The following is a 19,617-nucleotide window of genomic DNA, read 5'->3' on the forward strand; positions in this document are numbered from 1 at the left end:
AAAATACATATACTTAAACTTGTGCTTGGTGATGTGAACTAATCATCACTCAAACTCCTACAAAGTATTTAAATTTGGTCACGTATTGTTAAGGAGATTATTCGTGAGCACCGACAATAATGGTGGGATTAAACGTCCCGATGGAAAGGTAAACGCGATAGATACTGACTATCAGATTGGTCAGGATAACGTTGCGTTAAAAGTCGGCCCATTCGGCTTAGACATTCACAACCGAGTTTTCGCAATTTCTGGGATGGCTATCGTCCTCTTTGTTGTGGCAACGCTAACTTTTCGCCAACAAGTTGAACCCTTTTTCGCTGGCTTACGTGCTTGGCTAGTATCCAATCTTGACTGGTTCTTTCTTGCTTCTGGCAACGTATTTGTCATTGTCTGCTTGGTCTTGATTGTGACACCGCTTGGTCGAGTTCGAATTGGTGGTACTGAAGCGACACCAGATTACTCTTATGCAGGCTGGCTAGCGATGTTGTTCGCAGCCGGTATGGGCATCGGATTAGTGTTTTTTGGTGTGTCTGAGCCAATGTCGCACTTCAGCTCTGCACTTGGCGGCGTGAACATTGAAAATGGTGTGCGCACCGACTGGTCTCCACTTGGTGGTGCAGTTGGTGATACAGATGCTGCATCTGCACTTGGTATGGCTGCGACCATTTACCACTGGGCACTTCACCCTTGGTCTATTTATGCGTTGTTGGCCCTTGGCTTAGCGATTTTTTCGTTCAACAAAGGGTTGCCACTGACCATGCGTTCCATCTTCTACCCGCTGTTTGGCGAACGAGTTTGGGGCTGGGTAGGGCACATTATCGACATTCTTGCGGTTGTTGCGACGGTATTTGGTCTGGCGACATCGCTCGGCTATGGCGCTTCACAAGCAGCAACAGGTTTGAACTTCTTGTTTGGTGTGCCAATGACCGACACAACTCAAGTCGTGTTGATTGTAGTGATCACGGCATTGGCGCTGATCTCGGTGGTTGCAGGCCTGGATAGTGGGGTAAAACGTCTGTCTGAAATCAACATGATTCTGGCGGCGATGTTGCTGTTCTTTGTGATCATCGTTGGCCCAACAATGGCGATTCTGACTGGCTTTTTCGACAACATTGCGTCGTACATAACTAACATTCCCGCATTGTCTATGCCGTTTGAACGTGAAGACGTGAACTATTCGCAAGGTTGGACGGCGTTTTACTGGGCTTGGTGGATTTCTTGGTCACCATTCGTGGGCATGTTTATCGCTCGTGTTTCACGTGGACGTTCGGTTCGTGAATTCATCATCTGCGTTATTTTGATTCCTTCGACGGTTTGTGTGCTTTGGATGACGGCTTTTGGTGGCACAGCGATCAGCCAGTACGTGAATGACGGTTATGAAGCCGTATTCAATGCTGAGCTTCCGCTTAAACTGTTCGCCATGTTAGACGTAATGCCGTTTGCAGAAATCACATCGGTAGTAGGTATCATTCTGGTGGTTGTGTTCTTTATCACGTCGTCGGATTCAGGTTCTCTTGTGATCGATACGATTGCGGCTGGTGGTAAAGTCGATGCGCCAACACCACAACGTGTTTTCTGGTGTACGTTTGAAGGCTTAGTCGCCATCGCACTGATGCTCGGTGGCGGGCTGGCAGCGGCTCAAGCGATGGCAGTAACTACAGGCTTACCATTTACCATCGTATTGCTTGTTGCGACAGTTTCTTTGATTAAAGGTCTAATGGATGAACCTCGTCCAAGTACCAAGGCAGTCAAAAAAGATAAATAGCCACGACGACAAAACTAACCTTAAAACGGCATGCGAAAGTGTGCCGTTTTTTTATGTAAAAAACCTTAAGTCCACCCTTTGAAACCCCACTGCATTCTGACTCATGTTGAGTTGTTTCGTATTAAATGATGCTTTAATAAGTTAGAGTTCAAACTATTTTAAATTTAGGTTAAATGTTGTTTTGGTGTGATTCGAGTCACATTAATCCAGATTAAAACGCCGATTATTTGATTTTTAACCGTAAAGAATGTCCATAATAAATACGAAATTTAATTAGACATCAAAGGATATGTATTTCAAAATGATCACGTCAGCACCTTGGGTGCTTTATCCTGAAATTGGAGAAGACCCAAGCAAAAAATGGATTTTTCGTGAACCTAAAATCTCTGATGGTGACGGCATTTACAGCTTAATTGCAGATTGTCCTCCGTTGGACATGAATTCTTCTTACTGCAATTTTCTACAGTCAACGCATTTCAGCAAAACCAGTATTTTGGTTGAGCACAAATGCGACATCGCTGGCTTCATCTCGGGTTATCAGAAGCCTGACGAACAAGACGTATTATTCATTTGGCAAGTCGCTGTATCACCTCGATTCAGAGGTAACGGTTTAGCATTTCGTATGCTCAAGGAGCTTCTCGAAAGGGAAGCGCTGAGCGAGGTTAAATCGGTAGAAACGACCATCACGGAAGATAACCAAGCCTCTTGGGCGTTGTTCAAAAAGTTAGATGCGATGAACGGCAATCATGGCCAAGTCAGCACCTTTTTGGATGAAAAAGCCCATTTTAAAGGCAAGCACGATACAGAGTTTTTGTATCGCATTCCTCTCAAATAATCCTCAAACAATAGGAATCAAAAACGGTCTCATCATGGATATTTTCAAAAAGCAGGAATCCAACGTACGCTCATATTCAAACAATTTTCCAGTGGTATTTCGCAAAGCGAAAGGTTGCTGGCTAGAAACAGAACAAGGTGAACGCTACTTAGACTTCCTCGCTGGAGCGGGATCCCTAAATTATGGCCATAACAATCCTGTATTGAAGCAAGCACTGCTTGAATACATCGAAATGGATGGCATCACTCACGGTTTGGACATGCATTCAGAAGCGAAAGCGGGCTTTCTCGCCGCGCTGGATAACTACATCTTAAAACCAAGAAAACTGGACTATAAAGTTCAATTCACCGGCCCAACTGGTACGAATGCGGTGGAAGCAGCACTCAAGTTGGCGAAAAAAGTGAAAGGCAGAAGCAGCGTTGTTGCATTCACTAACGGTTTCCACGGTTGTACCGCAGGCGCGCTGGCGGCTACAGGTAATCAGCATCACCGACAAGGTAACGGCTCAAGCCTTACAAACGTAACGCGCATTCCGTTTGAAGGTTATGCAGGCGTTGATGGTTTGGCACTGTTCGAAACTATGCTGAATGACAACTCTGCTGGGATGGACAAACCAGCAGCCGTATTGCTGGAAACGGTACAAGGCGAGGGTGGTTTAAACGCCGCCTCCAATGAGTGGCTACAGCGCCTGAGTAAAATATGTAAAGCAAACGACATTCTATTGATTGTCGATGATATTCAAGCTGGTTGTGGCCGAACTGGGACATTCTTCAGTTTTGAGCCATCAGGCATTGACCCCGATATTGTGACGCTATCGAAATCAATCGGTGGTTATGGTCTGCCAATGGCGGTTGTACTGCTGAAACCAGAACTTGACCAATGGAAACCAGGCGAGCATAACGGCACGTTCCGTGGTAACAACCACGCATTTATTACTGCGGCAAAAGCACTAGAAATCTACTGGTCAAATGACGATTTCGAAACGCACATTAAGCAATGTTCGCAAAATGTGAGTGAAGTGATTGATCGCTGCGTGCGTCGTTTCCCGCAAATGTTCGTTCAGAAAAAGGGACGCGGCATGATGATTGGCATCGAGTGTATTCACGGTGACTTGGCAGCAGAAATCGCTAAAGCATGTTTTGACGACGGCATGGTGATTGAAACCGCAGGCCCAGACGATGAGGTGGTGAAGTTCTTCTGTCCATTGACCATCAGTGAATCTGAGCTGAACCAAGGATTAAGCATCTTTGAACGTGCAGTGGAAACGATTGCTGCAAAACACTTCAAACAAGCATCTTAATAAGGATTATCAATTATGATCGTAAGAACACTTGACGAGTGTCGAAATAGTGAGCGTCGCGTAGTCGCGGATAACTGGGAAAGCGTACGTATGTTGTTGAAAGATGACAACATGGGATTTTCTTTCCACATCACCACGATTTATGAAGGAACGGAAACGCATATTCATTACCAAAATCACCTAGAGTCCGTTTTCTGCATGAGCGGTGAAGGTGAAATCGAAGTGGTGGGGGGCGAAACTTACCCAATCAAACCGGGCACATTGTACATCCTGGACAAGCACGACGAGCATTACCTAAGAGCATACAAAAACAAAGAAATGGTCATGGCGTGCGTTTTCAATCCCCCAATCACAGGTGCCGAAGTGCACGATGAAAACGGCGTTTACCCGCTCGTTGACTAAAAGCTAAGTGTGAGGCGCACGTCGCCTCACATTTCTACGCGCTTTCTTTTTCTCTATTTCACTTAACGTTACCAATCAAAAAAGGCTTATCATGACTTTTACCGTAGAAAAAATCGGCGGTACTTCAATGACAGCATTTGATGCTGTTCTCGACAATATTATTCTTCGTCCTAAAACGCCATACAACCGCATTTTTGTTGTGTCAGCATACGGTGGCATGACCGACGCGCTATTAGAATGTAAAAAAACCAGCAAAGCAGGTGTCTATCAGTTAATTGCGAAACGTGACGATCAATGGCAAGACGCCTTAGCGTATGTGGAAAGCCGCATGTTGCTTACTAACGAAAACATCTTTGCGGATCCAATGAATCGCATTCGAGCGGATAAGTTCATTCGTTCACGCATTGCAGAGGCGAAAAATTGTATCGCTAATATTCTAGAAACCTGCCAATACGGACAGTTTTCTCTGCGTCACTATCTGCCACAAATTCGCGAGTTTCTATCGTCGATTGGTGAAGCGCACAGTGCGTATAATACAGCGCTTAAGCTGAAAAACATGGGCATCAATGCGAGGTTTGTGGATCTCTCTGGTTGGGATAATCAGGAACCAAGAAGTCTCGATGATTCCATTCGCGACGCGTTTGCTGATATCGATGTGACCAAAGAACTGCCTATCGTCACGGGGTATGCGTATTGTAAAGAAGGTTTGATGCACACTTATGACCGAGGCTACAGTGAAATGACGTTTAGTCGTATTGCAGCTATCACCAAAGCAGACCTAGCCATCATCCATAAAGAATACCATTTGAGCTCAGCGGACCCGCGCGTGGTCGGCCCAGAGAAAGTGTTGCCAATTGGAAGCACGAACTACGATGTAGCGGATCAACTTGCTAATTTGGGCATGGAGGCGATTCATCCCAATGCCGCCGCTGGTTTGCGCGAAAGTGGGATTGAGCTGCAAATCAAAAACACGTTTGAGCCAGAACATGAAGGTACGTTGATATCTTCAGGGTATCGCCCAGAAGAAGACAAAGTGGAAATCATTGCTGGTAAAGAAAAGGTCTTCGCACTGCACTTGTTCGATCAAGCGATGGTCGGCAAGGTTGACAACGTGAGTTACGAATTGATGGAAATCATCTCTGATGCACGCGTCAGCTTGATCGGTAAAGAGATGAACGCTAACTCGATTACGTATTACCTTGGCGGTAGCTCGGACAGCTTAAACAAAGTGTTATACAAGGCCGAAAAACGTTACCCGAATGCCTCCATTAAAGGGCGAATGGTTGCGTTAATTTCAGCCATCGGCTCACACATCGACACTAACAAAACGTTAGCGAAGGGCGTCCTTTCTCTCATGAACAGTGGTGTCACACCGGTGGCGTTGCACTCGTCAATGCGTAATGTAAACGTGCAATTTGTCGTCAGTGACAAAGAATATCAACGCGCCATTTGTGCATTACACGATGAGTTTTTTACGCCTGTCGAAGGCTCGAACGCAATGGAGCATGTGGCTTAATTGATTCATCGATTTAGACGTAACAAAAGGAGCCTTTCGGCTCCTTTGTTCTATCTAGTGCCAACCAAATTTTAAATATTTGGCCTTGCGGTTTCATGAGTTGATGGTGGTAAGTGAGGCAAGGTGACTTGTGGTTGCTCGCCTGTCAGAGAACGTAAGAATTCAGTGATTTTGGTGGACTCTTCTTTCGTTAGCTTTTGACCAAGTTGCAGATCGGCCATCATTTCTACCGCTTCTTGAAGATCCCAAACAGACCCGTCATGGAAGTACGGGTAGGTCAATTCTACGTTACGTAAGGTTGGGACTTTGAAGACGAACTTATCGAAATCACTTCCGGTAATAGCTTTGCGGCCAACATCTGGGTTGTCTGTTGCAAATGGTTTCACTAACCCCATTTTTTGATACATTTGTCCGCCCGCTAATGGCCCGCTGTGACAAGCAGTACAGCCTTTGTCTTTAAACAGTTGATAGCCTTCCACTTGTGCTGTAGTGAGTGCGTCGTCGTTACCTTTCAACCATAAATCGAATGGAGAATTTGGCGTACGCAGTGTTTGTTCAAATGTTGCGATAGCATCGGTCACGTTATCAATGGTGATGTTGTTGCTGCCATAAGCTTGCTGAAACCACTCGCGGTATTGAGGGATAGATTGAAGAGTGTCGACCGCGAGCTGGTGGGTAAATGCCATTTCCAATGGGTTTTCGATAGGGCCAGCGGCTTGCTCTTGCAGATCTTTCGCTCGCCCATTCCAAAATTGAACGAAATTCAAATCTGAATTAAACACCGTAGGTGAGTTGATTGGACCAATTGACCATTTGTGACCAATTGAGCTTGGTAAGTTATCAACGCCACCTTTAGCGATGTTATGGCAAGAGTTGCAAGAAATGGTGTTCGACGCCGACAGTCTCGGTTCAAACCACAGCGTTTTACCCAATTCAATCTTTTTACTGTCGAGCCCAGAAATGGGTTCGATGACCTTGATGGGTTCGTTGGATTGACGTTCAGCATGGGCACCGAAAGACAATATAGATAACACACTCACTGCGATAAGAGTTTTCATAATAACTTCCTTTTGACGTGATTTTCGACTCTCACTAGAGCGGCGCACTTCTTATGAAACCGCTGATAAAACAGCCGTTGGTGCGATCGGAAATTACGGTATAGGAAAGGTGTTATTCGATAAAATGCAAAAATTCGATGGTTTTTATGGCAAAAAACGATGTTAAAAGTGATGGATTTTTGTACGTCAAGCTGGAGCAGGCTATTGTGAGTATTGGTTACAAATTTGTCACAAATGTTTAAAGTTATTTATCGGACGAATCCTTGATTAAAGTCAATTTCAATCTGAGGTTGTGAGGCGTTCAAATACAACAAAGGGGGCGATAGTTCGCCCCCTTTGTTGTTCATCTGGTCATGGAATTGTGATTTCTGTCAACTTATCTCTTTGAGCTGCAGAGAAAAACTAACTTAGGCTTTCGGTAACAACGGGTTTGTTGTTACGTTTTGCTATCCAATACGCCACGCCACCCCATAGCGCAACAAGCAACCACAATGCTGTCCAATGTTTGGCAACCTGTTGCCATGTCGCGCCCATTTGGTTGAGCGCCAAGAAGCCTTTTATTGCCCAAGTACTCGGGCTCAAATCGGCTATCCAAAGTAGTGGAGCAGGTATCGACTCAACTGGCCAAATGAAGCCCGCTAAAAAGATGAGAGGCATTGAACTGACTAGAACCACTAAGGTGACCAGTTCTCTTCTTGGTAGTAGATAGCCAAGCCAAAAGCCCAACCCACAACAACCCAGCAAGAACGGGAAGAGCATGGTTAAGAGCTCACCTCCTTTGGCAATGTGATTCACACTCAGACGTTCGAAGCTAAAACCAAAGTAATACGCGCTCAGTAAGTAATAAATGGCAATAAACACCAACGTTCTTACCAATAACAATGACCCGGTTGATACCTGAGACCAGTAGCCTCGGCCATGACGCTGTGAACCGGTTTGCAAGCCAACTGCCATAATAAGTGTCTGCTGCAAAATCAGCACAAAGACAGCAGGAACCACGTATTCGATATAGCCCATCGTTGGGTTGAAGGTCGGTTTCATGTTCAGCTTGATAGCAGAGTAATTGTGGCTCGCCAAACTAAGGGGTACGCCTTCAATCACCATTTTGCTGACTTTAACTTGTGCGCCTAATGTACCGCCTGCTTGAGCTAAACCTTCAACGACCGTGCCGTAAACCAAGAAGTAAGAGGCGTCTGCGGCGTATGCAAGAGTCGGGCTTTTACCTAACATTACGTCTTTGTAGAAGTGCTCAGGGATCACTAAGAAACCCGTAATTTCGCGATTCAAAAACGCTTGTTTTGCATCCTCAATTGTATGTAAACGCGAGACGATTTTGACTTGAGGTGTCGCATCGACCATACGCTCTAGCTTTAGGCTGGTTTGGCTTCCGTCTAGGTTTACGACCGCAATTGGCTGCTCTCTAGGGGTTTGTTGAGCGTATGGCAGCGGATACAAAAACGAATAAAAAACCACGCCACCAAAAACAGTTAATGTGACGACGGGGTTGGTCAGCACAGAGCGAATCTCTGCTTTAATCAGTTGCCAGAGTGTCATGCTGCCTCCCTTTGCTGAGTCGACAGTGCTGCCGCTCGGTATTTATGAATGAATGCGGCTGTCAGTAAGAGTGGCACCACATACCAGATCATTGGCCACAAAGCACTAAACGATTGAGTGGCTGAAGCTCCGTAGCTTGCCTGACCAACCTGAACTTCGATGTAATGGGTGATAGGTAATAGTGAGCGCCAAGCATGAGCGAGCGTGTTCATGTCGGAAACTGGAAACGTAATCCCCATAAAAGCAAAACTTGGCGCAGTAAACGCACCAGCAAAACTCATTGCGCGGGCAGGGTCCATCGATAAAAAGAAAAACAGTGCGCCCATAATGATACAGGCAACAATGGTGACAAATTGAGCCAGTAACATGACTACGAGACTGCCTTCCATCGGCCAGTCCAATAACACATAAAACCAGTAGAGGAACAAGGCACCTTGCAACATAAACACTGGGATGTATTGGCTCAAAATTGCGCTGAGTTTTGTGTATGGTTTATTACCCAAAAACTCAAAGCCATTTTTGCCCCCATAAATGCGAAAGTGTGCCGCAAGGATCAAAATCGTACTCACAACGATACAAATTTGCCAAATCGCAGGCACGATAGCGGTGACCAAAAACTGCGCGTAGTTAGTGTTGCGATTAAACAGCGCGGTGATTTGGGTCGACACTGGCACAGCTTGGCCGAGCGCGGACAACGTCGTTGTATTGCCTTTGGCGAGATTGCCCATCACTTGCACCTGAGCATCAAAGTACCCTTGAGCTTGTGCCACGGCTGAATTAATTAACTTTGCCACCAAAATATATTGGCTGTTAAAAAACACTGAAAGCTGTGGTTGGCGATGCAGCAAAATGTCTTGGTCAAACTTAGATGGAATGACGGCAAAAGCGTAAATATCGCCTTCAATCATGGCATTCTTGGCTTCATTCGCGCTGGTGTAGTAATAATCCACAGACAGTGTTGAAGAGGCATCCAACGTTTGGATCAGCTTACGAGAGAGCTGCGAATGTTGTAAATCGACCACGCCAATCGGCAGGTCTCTCGCAATCCCCGCGGAAAACACGCCCCAAATGGTAAGCGAAAGCAAAATAGGCACCCAAGTTAAGCACGACAGTAGCCACTTATCGCGCCGTAACACATGCCGTTGTGAAATCTTAATCGTCATACACTTTTTACCTTGAGCGATTACAGCTCAACCACAACGCTCATACCCATGCGCAGTTCTGGTTCTGGTTGAGTAGGGCGAGCTTCTACTTCAAAGGTACGCAGATCGAAACCTTGTGCTGCATCGGTCGCTCGCCAAGTTGCGAAATCGCCCATTACTGCAACGTGCGTGACTTTAAACTCGACACTTTTATCCAACGCTGGCAGGTATGCGTTAAATGTGGTGTCTTTAGTGAAGTGTTTAAGCAGATCCTCGCGCACGTTCAGTGTTGCCCACGCATCTTCAGTGTCGATGACGGTCACGACTGGGAAGCCCTGCGGTGCGAGCTCGCCGCTTTGTAAAAGTACTTGAGATACTTCACCGTCAAACCAACTGTAGATTTGAGTATCTTTCGCATAAGCTTCCACTTCAGCAACTGCACCAGACGCCATACGAGCTTTCTCAGCCGCGGCCACTTTGGTTTCGCTACGAGCCCCTTCTTTCGCCATCTCATACATCTGGAAAGCGGCGCTTTCGGTGTATTTAGAAGCCTGCCATTGGGTTAGCGCTTCATCACGTTTTTGCTCGGCAACCACGCCATCTTTATACAGGTTGTTCACGCGGTTATAGGTTTTTTCCATCAAATCCGCTGCGGCTTTCGCTTTTAGCCATTGGTCTTTCGCGGCTTGAATTTGTTGCTCACGTGCACCTTTCTCTGCTTCTTGCGCTAGTGCATCTGCCGCTTTTTCACCAGCTTTTGCTTGTTCCAGTTTCGCTTCGATTTCTGGGCTGTGAAGCGTAAAAATTAACTGGCCTTTTTCAACATCATCGCCTTTGCGAACCATCACTTCGTCGATGCGACCTGGGACTTTTGATGAAATGCTGTATTGCTGAGCTTCAATCAAACCTTGCAAGCGAACTGGTTCTGGTTGATAAGCTTGGTAAAACTGATAGCCAACCCAAGAAGCCACACCCAAGGCGCAAAGTGAAAGTAGAACGGGTTTTAAAGATTTTGCTGCCATGACTTATTTAACCTCTTTGGATATTTTCGCTGGGGCGTAAGCGGTATTTTGATATTGTTCGAAGCTGTTCATTTCACTGCTTAATGCTAATAGTTTGGTTAGTGAAATCAGATAGCGGAAGCGCGCTGCCGAACGTTGAGTTTCGATACTGGCGACATAAAGCTGAGCGTCAACCACATCGAGAGAAGAAGAAAGACCTTGAGTGAATGCCTTCTCTCGCAGAAGCAGGTTTTCATTGGCTAGTGCGATGCTGGATTCTAAGCCTTGCACTTCATCAATCGCTTGCTGCGCTTCTAGATACGTTTTCTGCACAAGTAAAGATAAGTCTTGTTTGGCTTGAGATTTAAGAGCATCAACTTGAGATACAACGCTTTGTGCGGCTTTAACTTTTTCGCTTCGACCTGTGGATTCAATCAATGGAATGTTAACGCCAACCCCTACGAGCCAATCCGGTTTCATTTGGCTGGCCAACGAATCGTCTTCATACAGGCTGTAATCGCCATATAAGTAAACTTCTGGGTAGTATTTGCCTTTCTCTGCCTTAATTAAGCTCGATGCCTGTTTGTGCTTGGCATCCAAAATGTCGAGCCCAGGGTAGGTGAGCAAGGTCTGATCGATAAATGCACTCAGTGGTGGCAGGTTATCGTTAATGAACAAGGTTTCTGCTGGTTCCACAGAATCCTCTTGCGCGAGAAGTTTTCCAAGAGCAGCTTGCGCAATACTCAAGTCACTGGCTGCTTTGCGTGTTTCTACTTTGGCTTTGTCTAATGAGGCTTCAGCTTGTAGGCGTTCAACGCGAGCGATCTGTCCTTGCTCTTCCAGCTTGATGGCAAAATCTCGGTGCTTTTTCAAACCTTGTTCTACAGCTTGGCGCGTAGCGAGCACTTCTTTGGCAAGTACAACTGAGAAGTAGTATTTAGAAAGGTCTTCAAAGCGAGCCTGTTGCTCCATGGCTAACTGACTTTTCGCTTCATCGGTTTTACCCGCCGCGGCAGATTGCGCAGCTGAGATTCGGCCACCAGTAAAGATAGGCCAAATCGCACGGATAGAAGAAGAGAAAATATCGCGCTCAGTAATGGTTGAGGTGGTGTTCGCTAAGGCACCAAAAATGGGTTGAAAAGCAGGTGGCACATTAATGTGTGTTCCAGTGCTATCTAGGATCTGTTTTCCTGAAAGAGTAACGTCGGTGTCCAAGCGTGTGTAGTTAGCACCAATGCTTACTTGAGGTAGATTAAGGTTGCTGGTTGCGCTTTCTTGATATTGATAGTTCTCAACATTTGCACGTTGAGCTTTAAGAGAATAGTTGTTTTCTAGTAACAACTGCCACGCAGTGTCAAACGTGATTGGTGCTGAATGGCAGGCAAGAGAAATGGAGCTACTAATAAGGCCCAATACCCAAAACTTTCCAGTTTGTTTCATAATGGCTACTTTGTTGTAGAGTATTGGCTCTAATATAAAGTAATCAACTCACGCTGTTAAGTGGTTGAAAGGAAGAATTAAGGGTAAATCAGCGCTCAGCATCGCCAATCACTGAGCGCGAGGTTGTTAAGAGTTTATTTCATACGAGGGCAGTGGAATTCCGCTCGCCATTCTAGTTGGCGAGAACCACGCATCGTGTTCAACAAATCTTTACCGCTCATTTGAGGAAACGAGAGTAACACCTTGAGATCCGAAGCATTACCTCCGTTTTTTTCATAAGCCCTGACGTGTGTAAAAGTTGAATACATATTCTCTGACAGCATAGCCTTATTCAGGCAAATTCCAAATGTATCGCGTTCCATGTTTGGTGTTCCTTCTAAACTATAAATTCACCTCTGTTTATAGTTTTCCAGTTTGCAGATGGTGTCTAAGTGTTTGTCATATAGTCAGTATTTGTATTTTTATTAAGTTATTTCCAAATTGCCTGACTTAAATGTTGAGCTAATAATAGACTTCCAGCTTCACTGCTTTCTTATAAGATGCTCTTTGTGGCTTCTTGACTAAAAATTATACGATGGAAAGTCTCAATGTGCCTCAAAAACCGCTAAATTTGGTGTGATCGCAATCATGCTTTAAAGGGCAATTTATGTATACCATTGAATATCAGCAAGGAATATTGTGCCTGATGAATGGATGTAATTTTATGTTTCATGCCGCCTATTAATTCACCATAAAAGTCACGCTTTGTTTGCCGTGTTCACAGATTTATCATCTGATCTAAGCCTTGCTGTTAACTCGATGTTAACTTAGAACAACACCACAGTGACGTGGAAGTGGGTTAACGGTAAGGATGTACCATGAGTTGGAGAACCATCAGCTTTAGAAAGCGCATGCTGGTCATTATGACGCTCTCGGGCTTGGTCGAGTTACTTCTGCTCGTCGCCGCAGGTTTTACCTACCTCAAAGTCAATCAAGAACACGAAATGGGTGAAAAGGCACTCGGTGTTGCCCGTTTCCTTGCAGAGTCTGAAATCGTCATTGAGATGGTGGAAGCTCAGCAGCCAGAACCTTATCAAGAGTCCTTTCGTGCGCTCACCAAAGCGATTGGTGCAGCCTTTATTGTGATTGGGGATAACCAAGGCGTGCGCTTAATTCATCCGGTAGATGAGCGAATTGGTAAGCCAATGAAAGGGGGCGACAACCAACGAGCTCTGGTCGAAGGTCAATCCTATGTGTCTACAGCGCGTGGTTCTTTGGGCTATTCCGTCCGCGGTAAAGCGGCGATATTCGACGCACAAGGTAACATCATTGGTGTGGTGTCGGTGGGGTATTTGCTCGACAGGCTCCAAGATCGCATTGAGCCATTCCTCGCTTTTTTAATTTTGATGGTTGTCGTCGTAGTGGTGGCAAATGCCGTGGTGTCCAATTACGCGTCTCGAAAATTCCAGCGCGCGATTTTAGGCTTCGAACCAGAAGAGATCGGCCGTCTGTATGGTGAACTGGAAGTCACCATGAGCACTATCAAAGAAGGTGTACTCAGCATTGACGCACAAGGTGTGCTTCGTTCCATCAACCGCAGTGCTTGCCAGATTCTCGGCATTGACAGAGATAAGGCGCTCAACAAACCGCTTACGGATACATTACGCGACAGCGACTTATATACCGTTCTTGAAACGGGTCAAGAAGATCACGACATTGAAATTTTCCTTAATCATAAGCGGTTAATTGCGAACCGCTCACCCATCTTTGTGGAAGGAAAGATTGTCGGGGCAGTATCAAGTTTTCGTTTGCGCGACGAGATCAATGAGCTTACGGAGCAGCTCTCGCAAACCAAAGAATATGCAGACTTGTTGCGTTCTCAAACTCACGAGCATAGAAACAAGCTCAATACGATCAGTGGCTTAGTACAAATGGGTGAGCTTGAGGCTGTGCAAAAGCTCATCGGGCAAGAAACCGCCCATTATCAAGCCATGATTGAGTTTTTGCGAGATACCATAAAAGATCCGCTTATTGCGGGTATGTTGTTGGGAAAAACAGAGCGAGCACGAGAACTGGGTTTGCAGCTGGTGGTCGAGGAGGGCAGTCGCTTGGAGCCGCTTTCTGAATGGTTAAATTCGGAAGATCTGGTCACCATTTTAGGTAACTTGATCGACAATGCGTTTGATGCGACTTTGAGCGTTATTCGCAATGAATCCAACGTTGCATCAGAGCGTCGAAACATCGAAGTCTCGGTTAGCGATTACGGCAACGAAGTGATTTTAGAAGTCAGCGATCACGGATGTGGGTTGCCAGAGAACATTGAACCTCAAACCCTTTTCAAAAAAGGCATTTCGACAAAATCTCGACAAAATAGAGGGGTAGGTTTGCACCTAGTGAACCAATTAGCGACCCGCTATCACGGGCATGTTGAAATGCTACCAAACACAGGACATGGAACGCGAATAACCGTGTATTTGCCAAAGGAAGAACAAGTATGAACATGGCAACGCGAGTGATGATCATTGAAGATGACATTGCCATTGCTGAATTACACCACAAATACCTGAGCCAATTGGCAGGGTTGGATGTGGTTGGCATTGCAACGACGCGATTAGAAGCGGAAATGCAGCTCGAAGTGCTCAAGCCAGATCTGCTTTTGATGGATGTTTATCTGCCGGATGGTACAGGGTTGGAGATACTAAATACGCTGCGCTCAAACAATCAAACTTGTGATGTGATTTTGATTACCGCGGCTCGGGATGTTGACACACTACAGCAAGCGATGCGCGGAGGTGTGGTGGATTATCTGTTAAAACCCGTCATGTTCCCACGCTTGGAAGCGGCACTTAAAAAATACATCACTCAGCGCCAACAGCTGGATGTCGCGAAAAGCCTCGATCAAGGTTTGGTTGACCGCATGTTGCAATCAAATACAGGGACGGACAGTTGCCCTAAACGCTTGCCTAAAGGGATAGATAGCGTAACGCTCGATAAAATTCGCGACTTGTTTGTTGGGGAAGCCGCGCTAACGGCTGATGAAGCGGGAGAAAAGATTGGCGCTAGCCGAACCACGGCAAGACGTTATTTGGAATATTTGATCAGCTCGGGTGAACTAGAAGCGGATCTAAACTACGGCACGGTAGGTCGTCCGGAACGTTGTTATAAAAAAGTGATACGGTAACAAAGCGTGAGCCCAGATCGTATTTTGAGCGTATAATACAGTTAAAGCGGTGATTTTTAGTCACCGCTTTTTTGTATCAGCTAAAAATAATCTTTAAAAGAAAAGGTTGATGAAGTTGTTTTTGACAGATGAGGGCGTAGTAGTGATTCGTCCCATGAAAACAAATCGGATTAACACATTTGCACAGAGGAAATAGATTTGGCTTATTTCACACTTATTATGTAATGGATTGCAAGTGTGGGTGATTTTTGTCCGAATTAGAGTTTTTGCTTAAATTTTAACTAACTTAAGTGTTACTTTTTTTATCCATAAAATACAAACATTTATGACGTTTTAAGTAAGTTATTTAAACGTTTGCACAGCCAAGTGTTGATGTAAATCAAATAGTCGTAGACAATACTGCCCCGTGTCGGACTTTCCTCCACTGAGCGCAAGGTTGTGCTCTTGAGACATAAGTGACCTAAATGGCCTCAAAACGTCGTGTTTCTGATGATTAGGAGCGCAACTTCTTGAGGTTCTTTGGGCCTATAGACTTTACCTATCAACGTAATAGGTAAGACCAATTTTCTATTTTTGAGTGTCATTGATAGGGTTGGCTCATCCTTTAGCCGTATCCGGGCACACAATAAGTACCTCGTTTTTAAGGGAAAGATGATGGTAATACCAGAAAACAGCAGCATCGTTATTTTTGGTGCTTCAGGTGACCTTACATACCGTAAGCTCATTCCTGCTTTATACCACCTTTATGCGAACAAGCAGCTTCCAGAGAGTTTTGCCATTCTTGGCGTAAGTCGTACTGAATACAGTGACGAGTCCTACCGCGAGAAGCTGAAAAAATCGCTTCAAGAAATGGAAAAAACCGAGCCAGAAACGCTTGATGCATTTATCAACCATCTGCATTACCAAGCAATTAACACTTCTGACACGCAAGATTACAGCAAGCTGGCAACACGTTTAGACCAACTTGCCGACGAATATCAATTCGAACAACGTAATACGCTTTTCTACCTAGCTACACCTCCAAGCCTATACAGTGTGATCCCTGCAAGCCTTGCAGCACATGGTTTGAACAATGAGGAAGATGGCTGGAAACGTCTGATCATCGAGAAACCGTTCGGTTACGACCTTGAGTCAGCACGCACGTTGGATAAAGAGATTCACGAGCACTTCCAAGAACATCAAATCTACCGTATCGACCATTATCTAGGTAAAGAGACGGTTCAAAACCTACTTGTTTTCCGTTTCTCTAACGCGATGTTTGAACCGCTTTGGAATCGTAACTTCATTGATTACGTGGAAATCACAGGCGCTGAATTCCTAGGCGTAGAAGAGCGTGGTGGTTACTACGACAACTCTGGCGCTGTACGCGACATGTTCCAAAACCACTTGCTACAAGTATTGGCAATGGTCGGTATGGAACCACCAGCACAAATCAACGCAGATTCAATGCGTGATGAAGTGGTGAAAGTGCTTCAATGCCTAAAACCACTGGATGAAACAGCACTACGTAACGATCTTGTACTTGGTCAGTACACTGCATCAGACGTGCGTGGCCAACACCTTCCGGGTTACCGTGAAGAAAACGGCGTAGCGGACGATTCTCGTACTGAGACGTACATTGGGCTAAAAGCTTACATCAACAACTGGCGTTGGAATGGTGTACCTTTCTATGTACGCACTGGCAAGCGTCTTCCGACTCGCGTTACTGAAGTGGTTATTCACTTTAAACAAACACCGCACCCAGTGTTTGGCCAAAATGCGCCAGAAAACAAACTGATCATTCGCATTCAGCCAGACGAAGGTATTCAAATGAGCTTTGGTTTGAAAGAACCAGGCGCAGGCTTTAAAGCGAAGGAAGTGAAAATGAACTTCCACTACGCAGACCTGCAAGAGACTCAAATGCTAACTGCATACGAGCGTCTTCTACTTGATGCTCTAAATGGCGATGCGACGCTATTTGCACGTAGCGATGCAGTTGAAGCATGTTGGCAGTACGTTCAGCCAATTTTAGACTTCAAACAAGATCCTCAATCACTCTTCGGATACGCATGTGGTACATGGGGTCCTAAAGAGTCTGATGACTTGCTTCAGCGTGATAACCGCGCTTGGCGTTTCCCATGTAAAAACCTAACAGATACGGACTACTGTGAACTATGATCAACCATAAGATCTATCAAACTGCGGAGCAGGTAGTAGAAAGCCTAGCTAACGACATGAAAGCGTTCAGCGAAATGGGCCGACCTGTTCACATCTCTCTTTCTGGCGGCAGCACTCCTAAAATGCTGTTTAAACTGTTGGCTTCTGAGGCTTACGCAACTTCGATTCAGTGGCAAAACCTTCACTTCTGGTGGGGTGATGAACGCTGCGTGGCACCTGATGATGCAGAAAGCAACTACGGTGAAGCAAACACATTGCTGTTTAGCCAAGTAAATATCCCTGCGGAAAACATTCACCGTATCCGCGGCGAAGATGAGCCTAAAGCTGAAGCAGAGCGCTTTGCAAAAGAGATGGCAGAGGTGATCCCGACTGAAAACGGTACACCTGTGTTTGACTGGATCTTATTAGGCGTTGGTGCAGATGGTCACACAGCTTCTTTGTTCCCTGGCCAAACGAATTATGATGATGCGAACCTATCTCTTGTAGCAGCGCATCCTGAGTCGGGCCAACTTCGTGTGTCGAAAAGCGCACGTGTATTAGAAGCTGCGAAACGCATTAGTTATTTAGTACTTGGCGCGGGTAAAGCGGACATTGTTGAAGAAATCAACAGTTCACCAGCTAACGTACTGCCATATCCGGCGGCGAAGATCCATGCAAAAGCGGGTCTGACGGAATGGTATTTAGATTTGGACGCAGCAGCAAAAATCGCTTAATGCGCTTGCTCGTCAATGAAAGACAATTGGAGAGAAACAATGAAAGGTGATATCGGTGTAATTGGCCTAGCAGTAATGGGTCAAAACCTTATCCTAAACATGAACGACCACGGTTTTAAAGTGGTAGCTCACAACCGTACTGCTGCCAAAGTAGACGAGTTTCTGGAAGGACCAGCGAAAGGCACGAACATCATCGGTGCATACTCTCTAGAAGAACTAGTAGAGAAGCTAGAAACGCCACGTAAAGTGATGCTAATGGTTCGCGCAGGTGACGTTGTCGATAAATTCATCGACGCTCTAGTCCCTCTACTAGACAAAGGCGACATCATCATCGACGGTGGTAACACGAACTACCCAGATACAAACCGTCGCGTTGCAGCACTACGCGAAAAAGGCATCCACTTCATTGGTACTGGCGTATCTGGTGGTGAAGAAGGTGCACGTTTTGGCCCATCTATCATGCCTGGCGGCGCTCCAGAAGCTTGGGAGGCAGTTAAGCCTATCTTCCAGGGCATTTCTGCAAAAACTGACGCAGGTGAGCCTTGCTGTGACTGGGTTGGTAACGATGGTGCAGGTCACTTCGTTAAGATGGTTCACAACGGCATCGAATATGGCGACATGCAGCTGATCACTGAAGCTTACCAGTTCATGAAAGACGGCCTTGGTATGTCTGCAGACGAAATGCAAGCGGTATTCGCTGAGTGGAACAACACTGAGCTAAATAGCTACCTAGTTGAAATCACCGCTGACATCCTTGGCTACAAAGACGAAGATGGTGAACCTCTAGTTGAAAAAATCCTAGACACTGCTGGCCAAAAAGGTACAGGTAAATGGACGGGCATCAACGCACTAGACCTAGGTATTCCACTAACGCTTATCTCTGAGTCAGTATTCTCTCGTTGTCTATCTGCACTAAAAGATCAACGTGTTGAAGCTGAGAAACTGTTCGGTAAGACCATCACGCCAGTAGAAGGTGACAAGCAAGAGTGGGTTGACGCACTACGTCAAGCGCTACTAGCGTCTAAGATCATCTCTTACGCTCAAGGCTTTATGCTAATGCGTGAAGCATCAAACGAGAATGGCTGGGATCTAAACTACGGTAACGTTGCTCTTATGTGGCGTGGTGGTTGTATCATCCGTTCTGCGTTCCTAGGCAACATCCGTGATGCATACGAAGCAAACCCAGAACTAGCATTCCTAGGCTCTGATGATTACTTCAAAGGTATCCTACAAAGCAGCCTAGTAGCATGGCGTAAAGTTGCAGCTAAGTCTCTGGAAGCAGGCATCCCAATGCCATGTACGACTTCTGCACTAACGTTCCTAGACGGTTACACAACAGCTCGTCTACCTGCGAACCTACTGCAAGCTCAACGTGACTACTTCGGTGCTCACACTTACGAGCGTATCGACCGTGAGCGTGGTGAATTCTTCCACACTAACTGGACAGGTACAGGCGGTAACACAGCGTCTACAACTTACGACGTGTAATTGTTTTAAGTAGACCGACTAAATGTAAAAGGATGCCCAAGTGGCATCCTTTTTTGTGTCTGTAAGATATTGAGATATTGGTAGAT

16 protein-coding genes are annotated in these 19,617 nt (G+C 45.7%); 10 read left to right on the plus strand and 6 right to left on the minus strand.

Translation table 11 applies throughout. The annotated features are described in order from the left end of the window. Positions 1 to 103 precede the first annotated feature (103 nt). The 5 genes from NL646_RS18790 (at position 104) to NL646_RS18810 (ending at position 5,818) form a co-directional block, all read left to right on the plus strand. A complete protein-coding gene (locus NL646_RS18790; protein ID WP_253664545.1) occupies positions 104 to 1,765 on the plus strand; it encodes a BCCT family transporter in 1,662 nt (553 codons plus the stop codon). A 301-nt stretch (positions 1,766 to 2,066) separates the two neighbouring features. Continuing rightward, on the plus strand, positions 2,067 to 2,600 hold the full coding sequence (gene ectA, locus NL646_RS18795; protein WP_042770575.1) for a diaminobutyrate acetyltransferase: 534 nt from the start codon (positions 2,067 to 2,069) through the stop codon (positions 2,598 to 2,600). 34 nt (positions 2,601 to 2,634) lie between these two features. Continuing rightward, positions 2,635 to 3,900, plus strand: a complete 1,266-nt coding sequence (ectB, locus tag NL646_RS18800) for a diaminobutyrate--2-oxoglutarate transaminase (protein WP_023584215.1) — start codon at positions 2,635 to 2,637, stop codon at positions 3,898 to 3,900. Positions 3,901 to 3,915: 15 nt separating this feature from the next. Next, positions 3,916 to 4,302, plus strand: a complete 387-nt coding sequence (locus NL646_RS18805) for an ectoine synthase (RefSeq protein ID WP_005464385.1) — start codon at positions 3,916 to 3,918, stop codon at positions 4,300 to 4,302. A 91-nt stretch (positions 4,303 to 4,393) separates the two neighbouring features. Next, positions 4,394 to 5,818 carry an aspartate kinase gene (locus NL646_RS18810; RefSeq protein ID WP_100088234.1) on the plus strand — a complete coding sequence of 475 codons (1,425 nt, stop codon included), beginning with the start codon at positions 4,394 to 4,396 and terminating at the stop codon, positions 5,816 to 5,818. 71 nt (positions 5,819 to 5,889) lie between these two features. Here the strand turns inward: NL646_RS18810 and NL646_RS18815 are convergent, their stop codons facing one another. From NL646_RS18815 to NL646_RS18840, 6 genes are all read right to left on the minus strand, one after another. Further along, positions 5,890 to 6,876 (minus strand): cytochrome-c peroxidase, encoded by a 987-nt coding sequence (locus NL646_RS18815; protein WP_025625392.1) that lies wholly within the window; start codon positions 6,874 to 6,876, stop codon positions 5,890 to 5,892. A 402-nt stretch (positions 6,877 to 7,278) separates the two neighbouring features. Then, entirely contained in the window at positions 7,279 to 8,430 is a 1,152-nt protein-coding gene (locus tag NL646_RS18820; RefSeq protein WP_129830038.1) for an ABC transporter permease, read from the minus strand. After that, positions 8,427 to 9,593, minus strand: a complete 1,167-nt coding sequence (locus NL646_RS18825) for an ABC transporter permease (RefSeq protein WP_025525144.1) — start codon at positions 9,591 to 9,593, stop codon at positions 8,427 to 8,429. The genes NL646_RS18820 and NL646_RS18825 overlap by 4 nt, the downstream gene beginning before the upstream one ends. Positions 9,594 to 9,613: 20 nt before the next feature. Continuing rightward, on the minus strand, positions 9,614 to 10,594 hold the full coding sequence (locus NL646_RS18830) for an HlyD family secretion protein (RefSeq protein ID WP_005500450.1): 981 nt from the start codon (positions 10,592 to 10,594) through the stop codon (positions 9,614 to 9,616). A gap of 3 nt (positions 10,595 to 10,597) precedes the next feature. Then, positions 10,598 to 12,013 carry a TolC family protein gene (locus NL646_RS18835; RefSeq protein ID WP_005500452.1) on the minus strand — a complete coding sequence of 472 codons (1,416 nt, stop codon included), beginning with the start codon at positions 12,011 to 12,013 and terminating at the stop codon, positions 10,598 to 10,600. Positions 12,014 to 12,147: 134 nt separating this feature from the next. Continuing rightward, the gene (locus tag NL646_RS18840; RefSeq protein WP_005500455.1) at positions 12,148 to 12,375 is read right to left on the minus strand and encodes a hypothetical protein; all 228 of its coding nucleotides are present in this window, start codon (positions 12,373 to 12,375) and stop codon (positions 12,148 to 12,150) included. A 495-nt stretch (positions 12,376 to 12,870) separates the two neighbouring features. On the opposite strand from NL646_RS18840, the gene NL646_RS18845 reads away from it, so the two are divergent. The 5 genes from NL646_RS18845 to gnd all read left to right on the plus strand — a co-directional run bounded on the left by NL646_RS18845 (position 12,871) and on the right by gnd (position 19,531). Continuing rightward, positions 12,871 to 14,490, plus strand: a complete 1,620-nt coding sequence (locus NL646_RS18845; protein ID WP_253664546.1) for a sensor histidine kinase — start codon at positions 12,871 to 12,873, stop codon at positions 14,488 to 14,490. Further along, positions 14,487 to 15,173, plus strand: a complete 687-nt coding sequence (locus NL646_RS18850; protein WP_017448947.1) for a response regulator — start codon at positions 14,487 to 14,489, stop codon at positions 15,171 to 15,173. Before NL646_RS18845 ends, NL646_RS18850 begins: the two co-directional genes overlap by 4 nt. A gap of 654 nt (positions 15,174 to 15,827) precedes the next feature. Further along, positions 15,828 to 17,330 (plus strand): glucose-6-phosphate dehydrogenase, encoded by a 1,503-nt coding sequence (gene zwf / locus NL646_RS18855; RefSeq protein WP_005500460.1) that lies wholly within the window; start codon positions 15,828 to 15,830, stop codon positions 17,328 to 17,330. Further along, a complete protein-coding gene (gene pgl / locus NL646_RS18860) occupies positions 17,327 to 18,043 on the plus strand; it encodes a 6-phosphogluconolactonase (RefSeq protein WP_253664547.1) in 717 nt (238 codons plus the stop codon). Before zwf ends, pgl begins: the two co-directional genes overlap by 4 nt. 39 nt (positions 18,044 to 18,082) lie before the next feature. Continuing rightward, positions 18,083 to 19,531 carry a decarboxylating NADP(+)-dependent phosphogluconate dehydrogenase gene (gene gnd, locus NL646_RS18865; protein WP_005477829.1) on the plus strand — a complete coding sequence of 483 codons (1,449 nt, stop codon included), beginning with the start codon at positions 18,083 to 18,085 and terminating at the stop codon, positions 19,529 to 19,531. Positions 19,532 to 19,617 lie beyond the last annotated feature (86 nt).

The sequence above is a fragment of the Vibrio sp. Y20_XG_PY13 genome (assembly GCF_024181925.1).
Taxonomy (GTDB): Bacteria; Pseudomonadota; Gammaproteobacteria; order Enterobacterales; family Vibrionaceae; genus Vibrio; species Vibrio parahaemolyticus.

Coding starts and splice junctions, on each gene's coding strand:
- NL646_RS18850 (WP_017448947.1), top strand. CDS start 14,487: ATGAACATGGCAACGCGAGTGATGATCATTGAAGATGACATTGCCATT.
- NL646_RS18815 (WP_025625392.1), bottom strand. CDS start 6,876: ATGAAAACTCTTATCGCAGTGAGTGTGTTATCTATATTGTCTTTCGGT.
- ectA (WP_042770575.1), top strand. CDS start 2,067: ATGATCACGTCAGCACCTTGGGTGCTTTATCCTGAAATTGGAGAAGAC.
- NL646_RS18805 (WP_005464385.1), top strand. CDS start 3,916: ATGATCGTAAGAACACTTGACGAGTGTCGAAATAGTGAGCGTCGCGTA.
- pgl (WP_253664547.1), top strand. CDS start 17,327: ATGATCAACCATAAGATCTATCAAACTGCGGAGCAGGTAGTAGAAAGC.
- ectB (WP_023584215.1), top strand. CDS start 2,635: ATGGATATTTTCAAAAAGCAGGAATCCAACGTACGCTCATATTCAAAC.
- zwf (WP_005500460.1), top strand. CDS start 15,828: ATGGTAATACCAGAAAACAGCAGCATCGTTATTTTTGGTGCTTCAGGT.
- NL646_RS18810 (WP_100088234.1), top strand. CDS start 4,394: ATGACTTTTACCGTAGAAAAAATCGGCGGTACTTCAATGACAGCATTT.
- NL646_RS18830 (WP_005500450.1), bottom strand. CDS start 10,594: ATGGCAGCAAAATCTTTAAAACCCGTTCTACTTTCACTTTGCGCCTTG.
- NL646_RS18820 (WP_129830038.1), bottom strand. CDS start 8,430: ATGACACTCTGGCAACTGATTAAAGCAGAGATTCGCTCTGTGCTGACC.
- NL646_RS18835 (WP_005500452.1), bottom strand. CDS start 12,013: ATGAAACAAACTGGAAAGTTTTGGGTATTGGGCCTTATTAGTAGCTCC.
- NL646_RS18825 (WP_025525144.1), bottom strand. CDS start 9,593: ATGACGATTAAGATTTCACAACGGCATGTGTTACGGCGCGATAAGTGG.
- NL646_RS18845 (WP_253664546.1), top strand. CDS start 12,871: ATGAGTTGGAGAACCATCAGCTTTAGAAAGCGCATGCTGGTCATTATG.
- gnd (WP_005477829.1), top strand. CDS start 18,083: ATGAAAGGTGATATCGGTGTAATTGGCCTAGCAGTAATGGGTCAAAAC.
- NL646_RS18840 (WP_005500455.1), bottom strand. CDS start 12,375: ATGGAACGCGATACATTTGGAATTTGCCTGAATAAGGCTATGCTGTCA.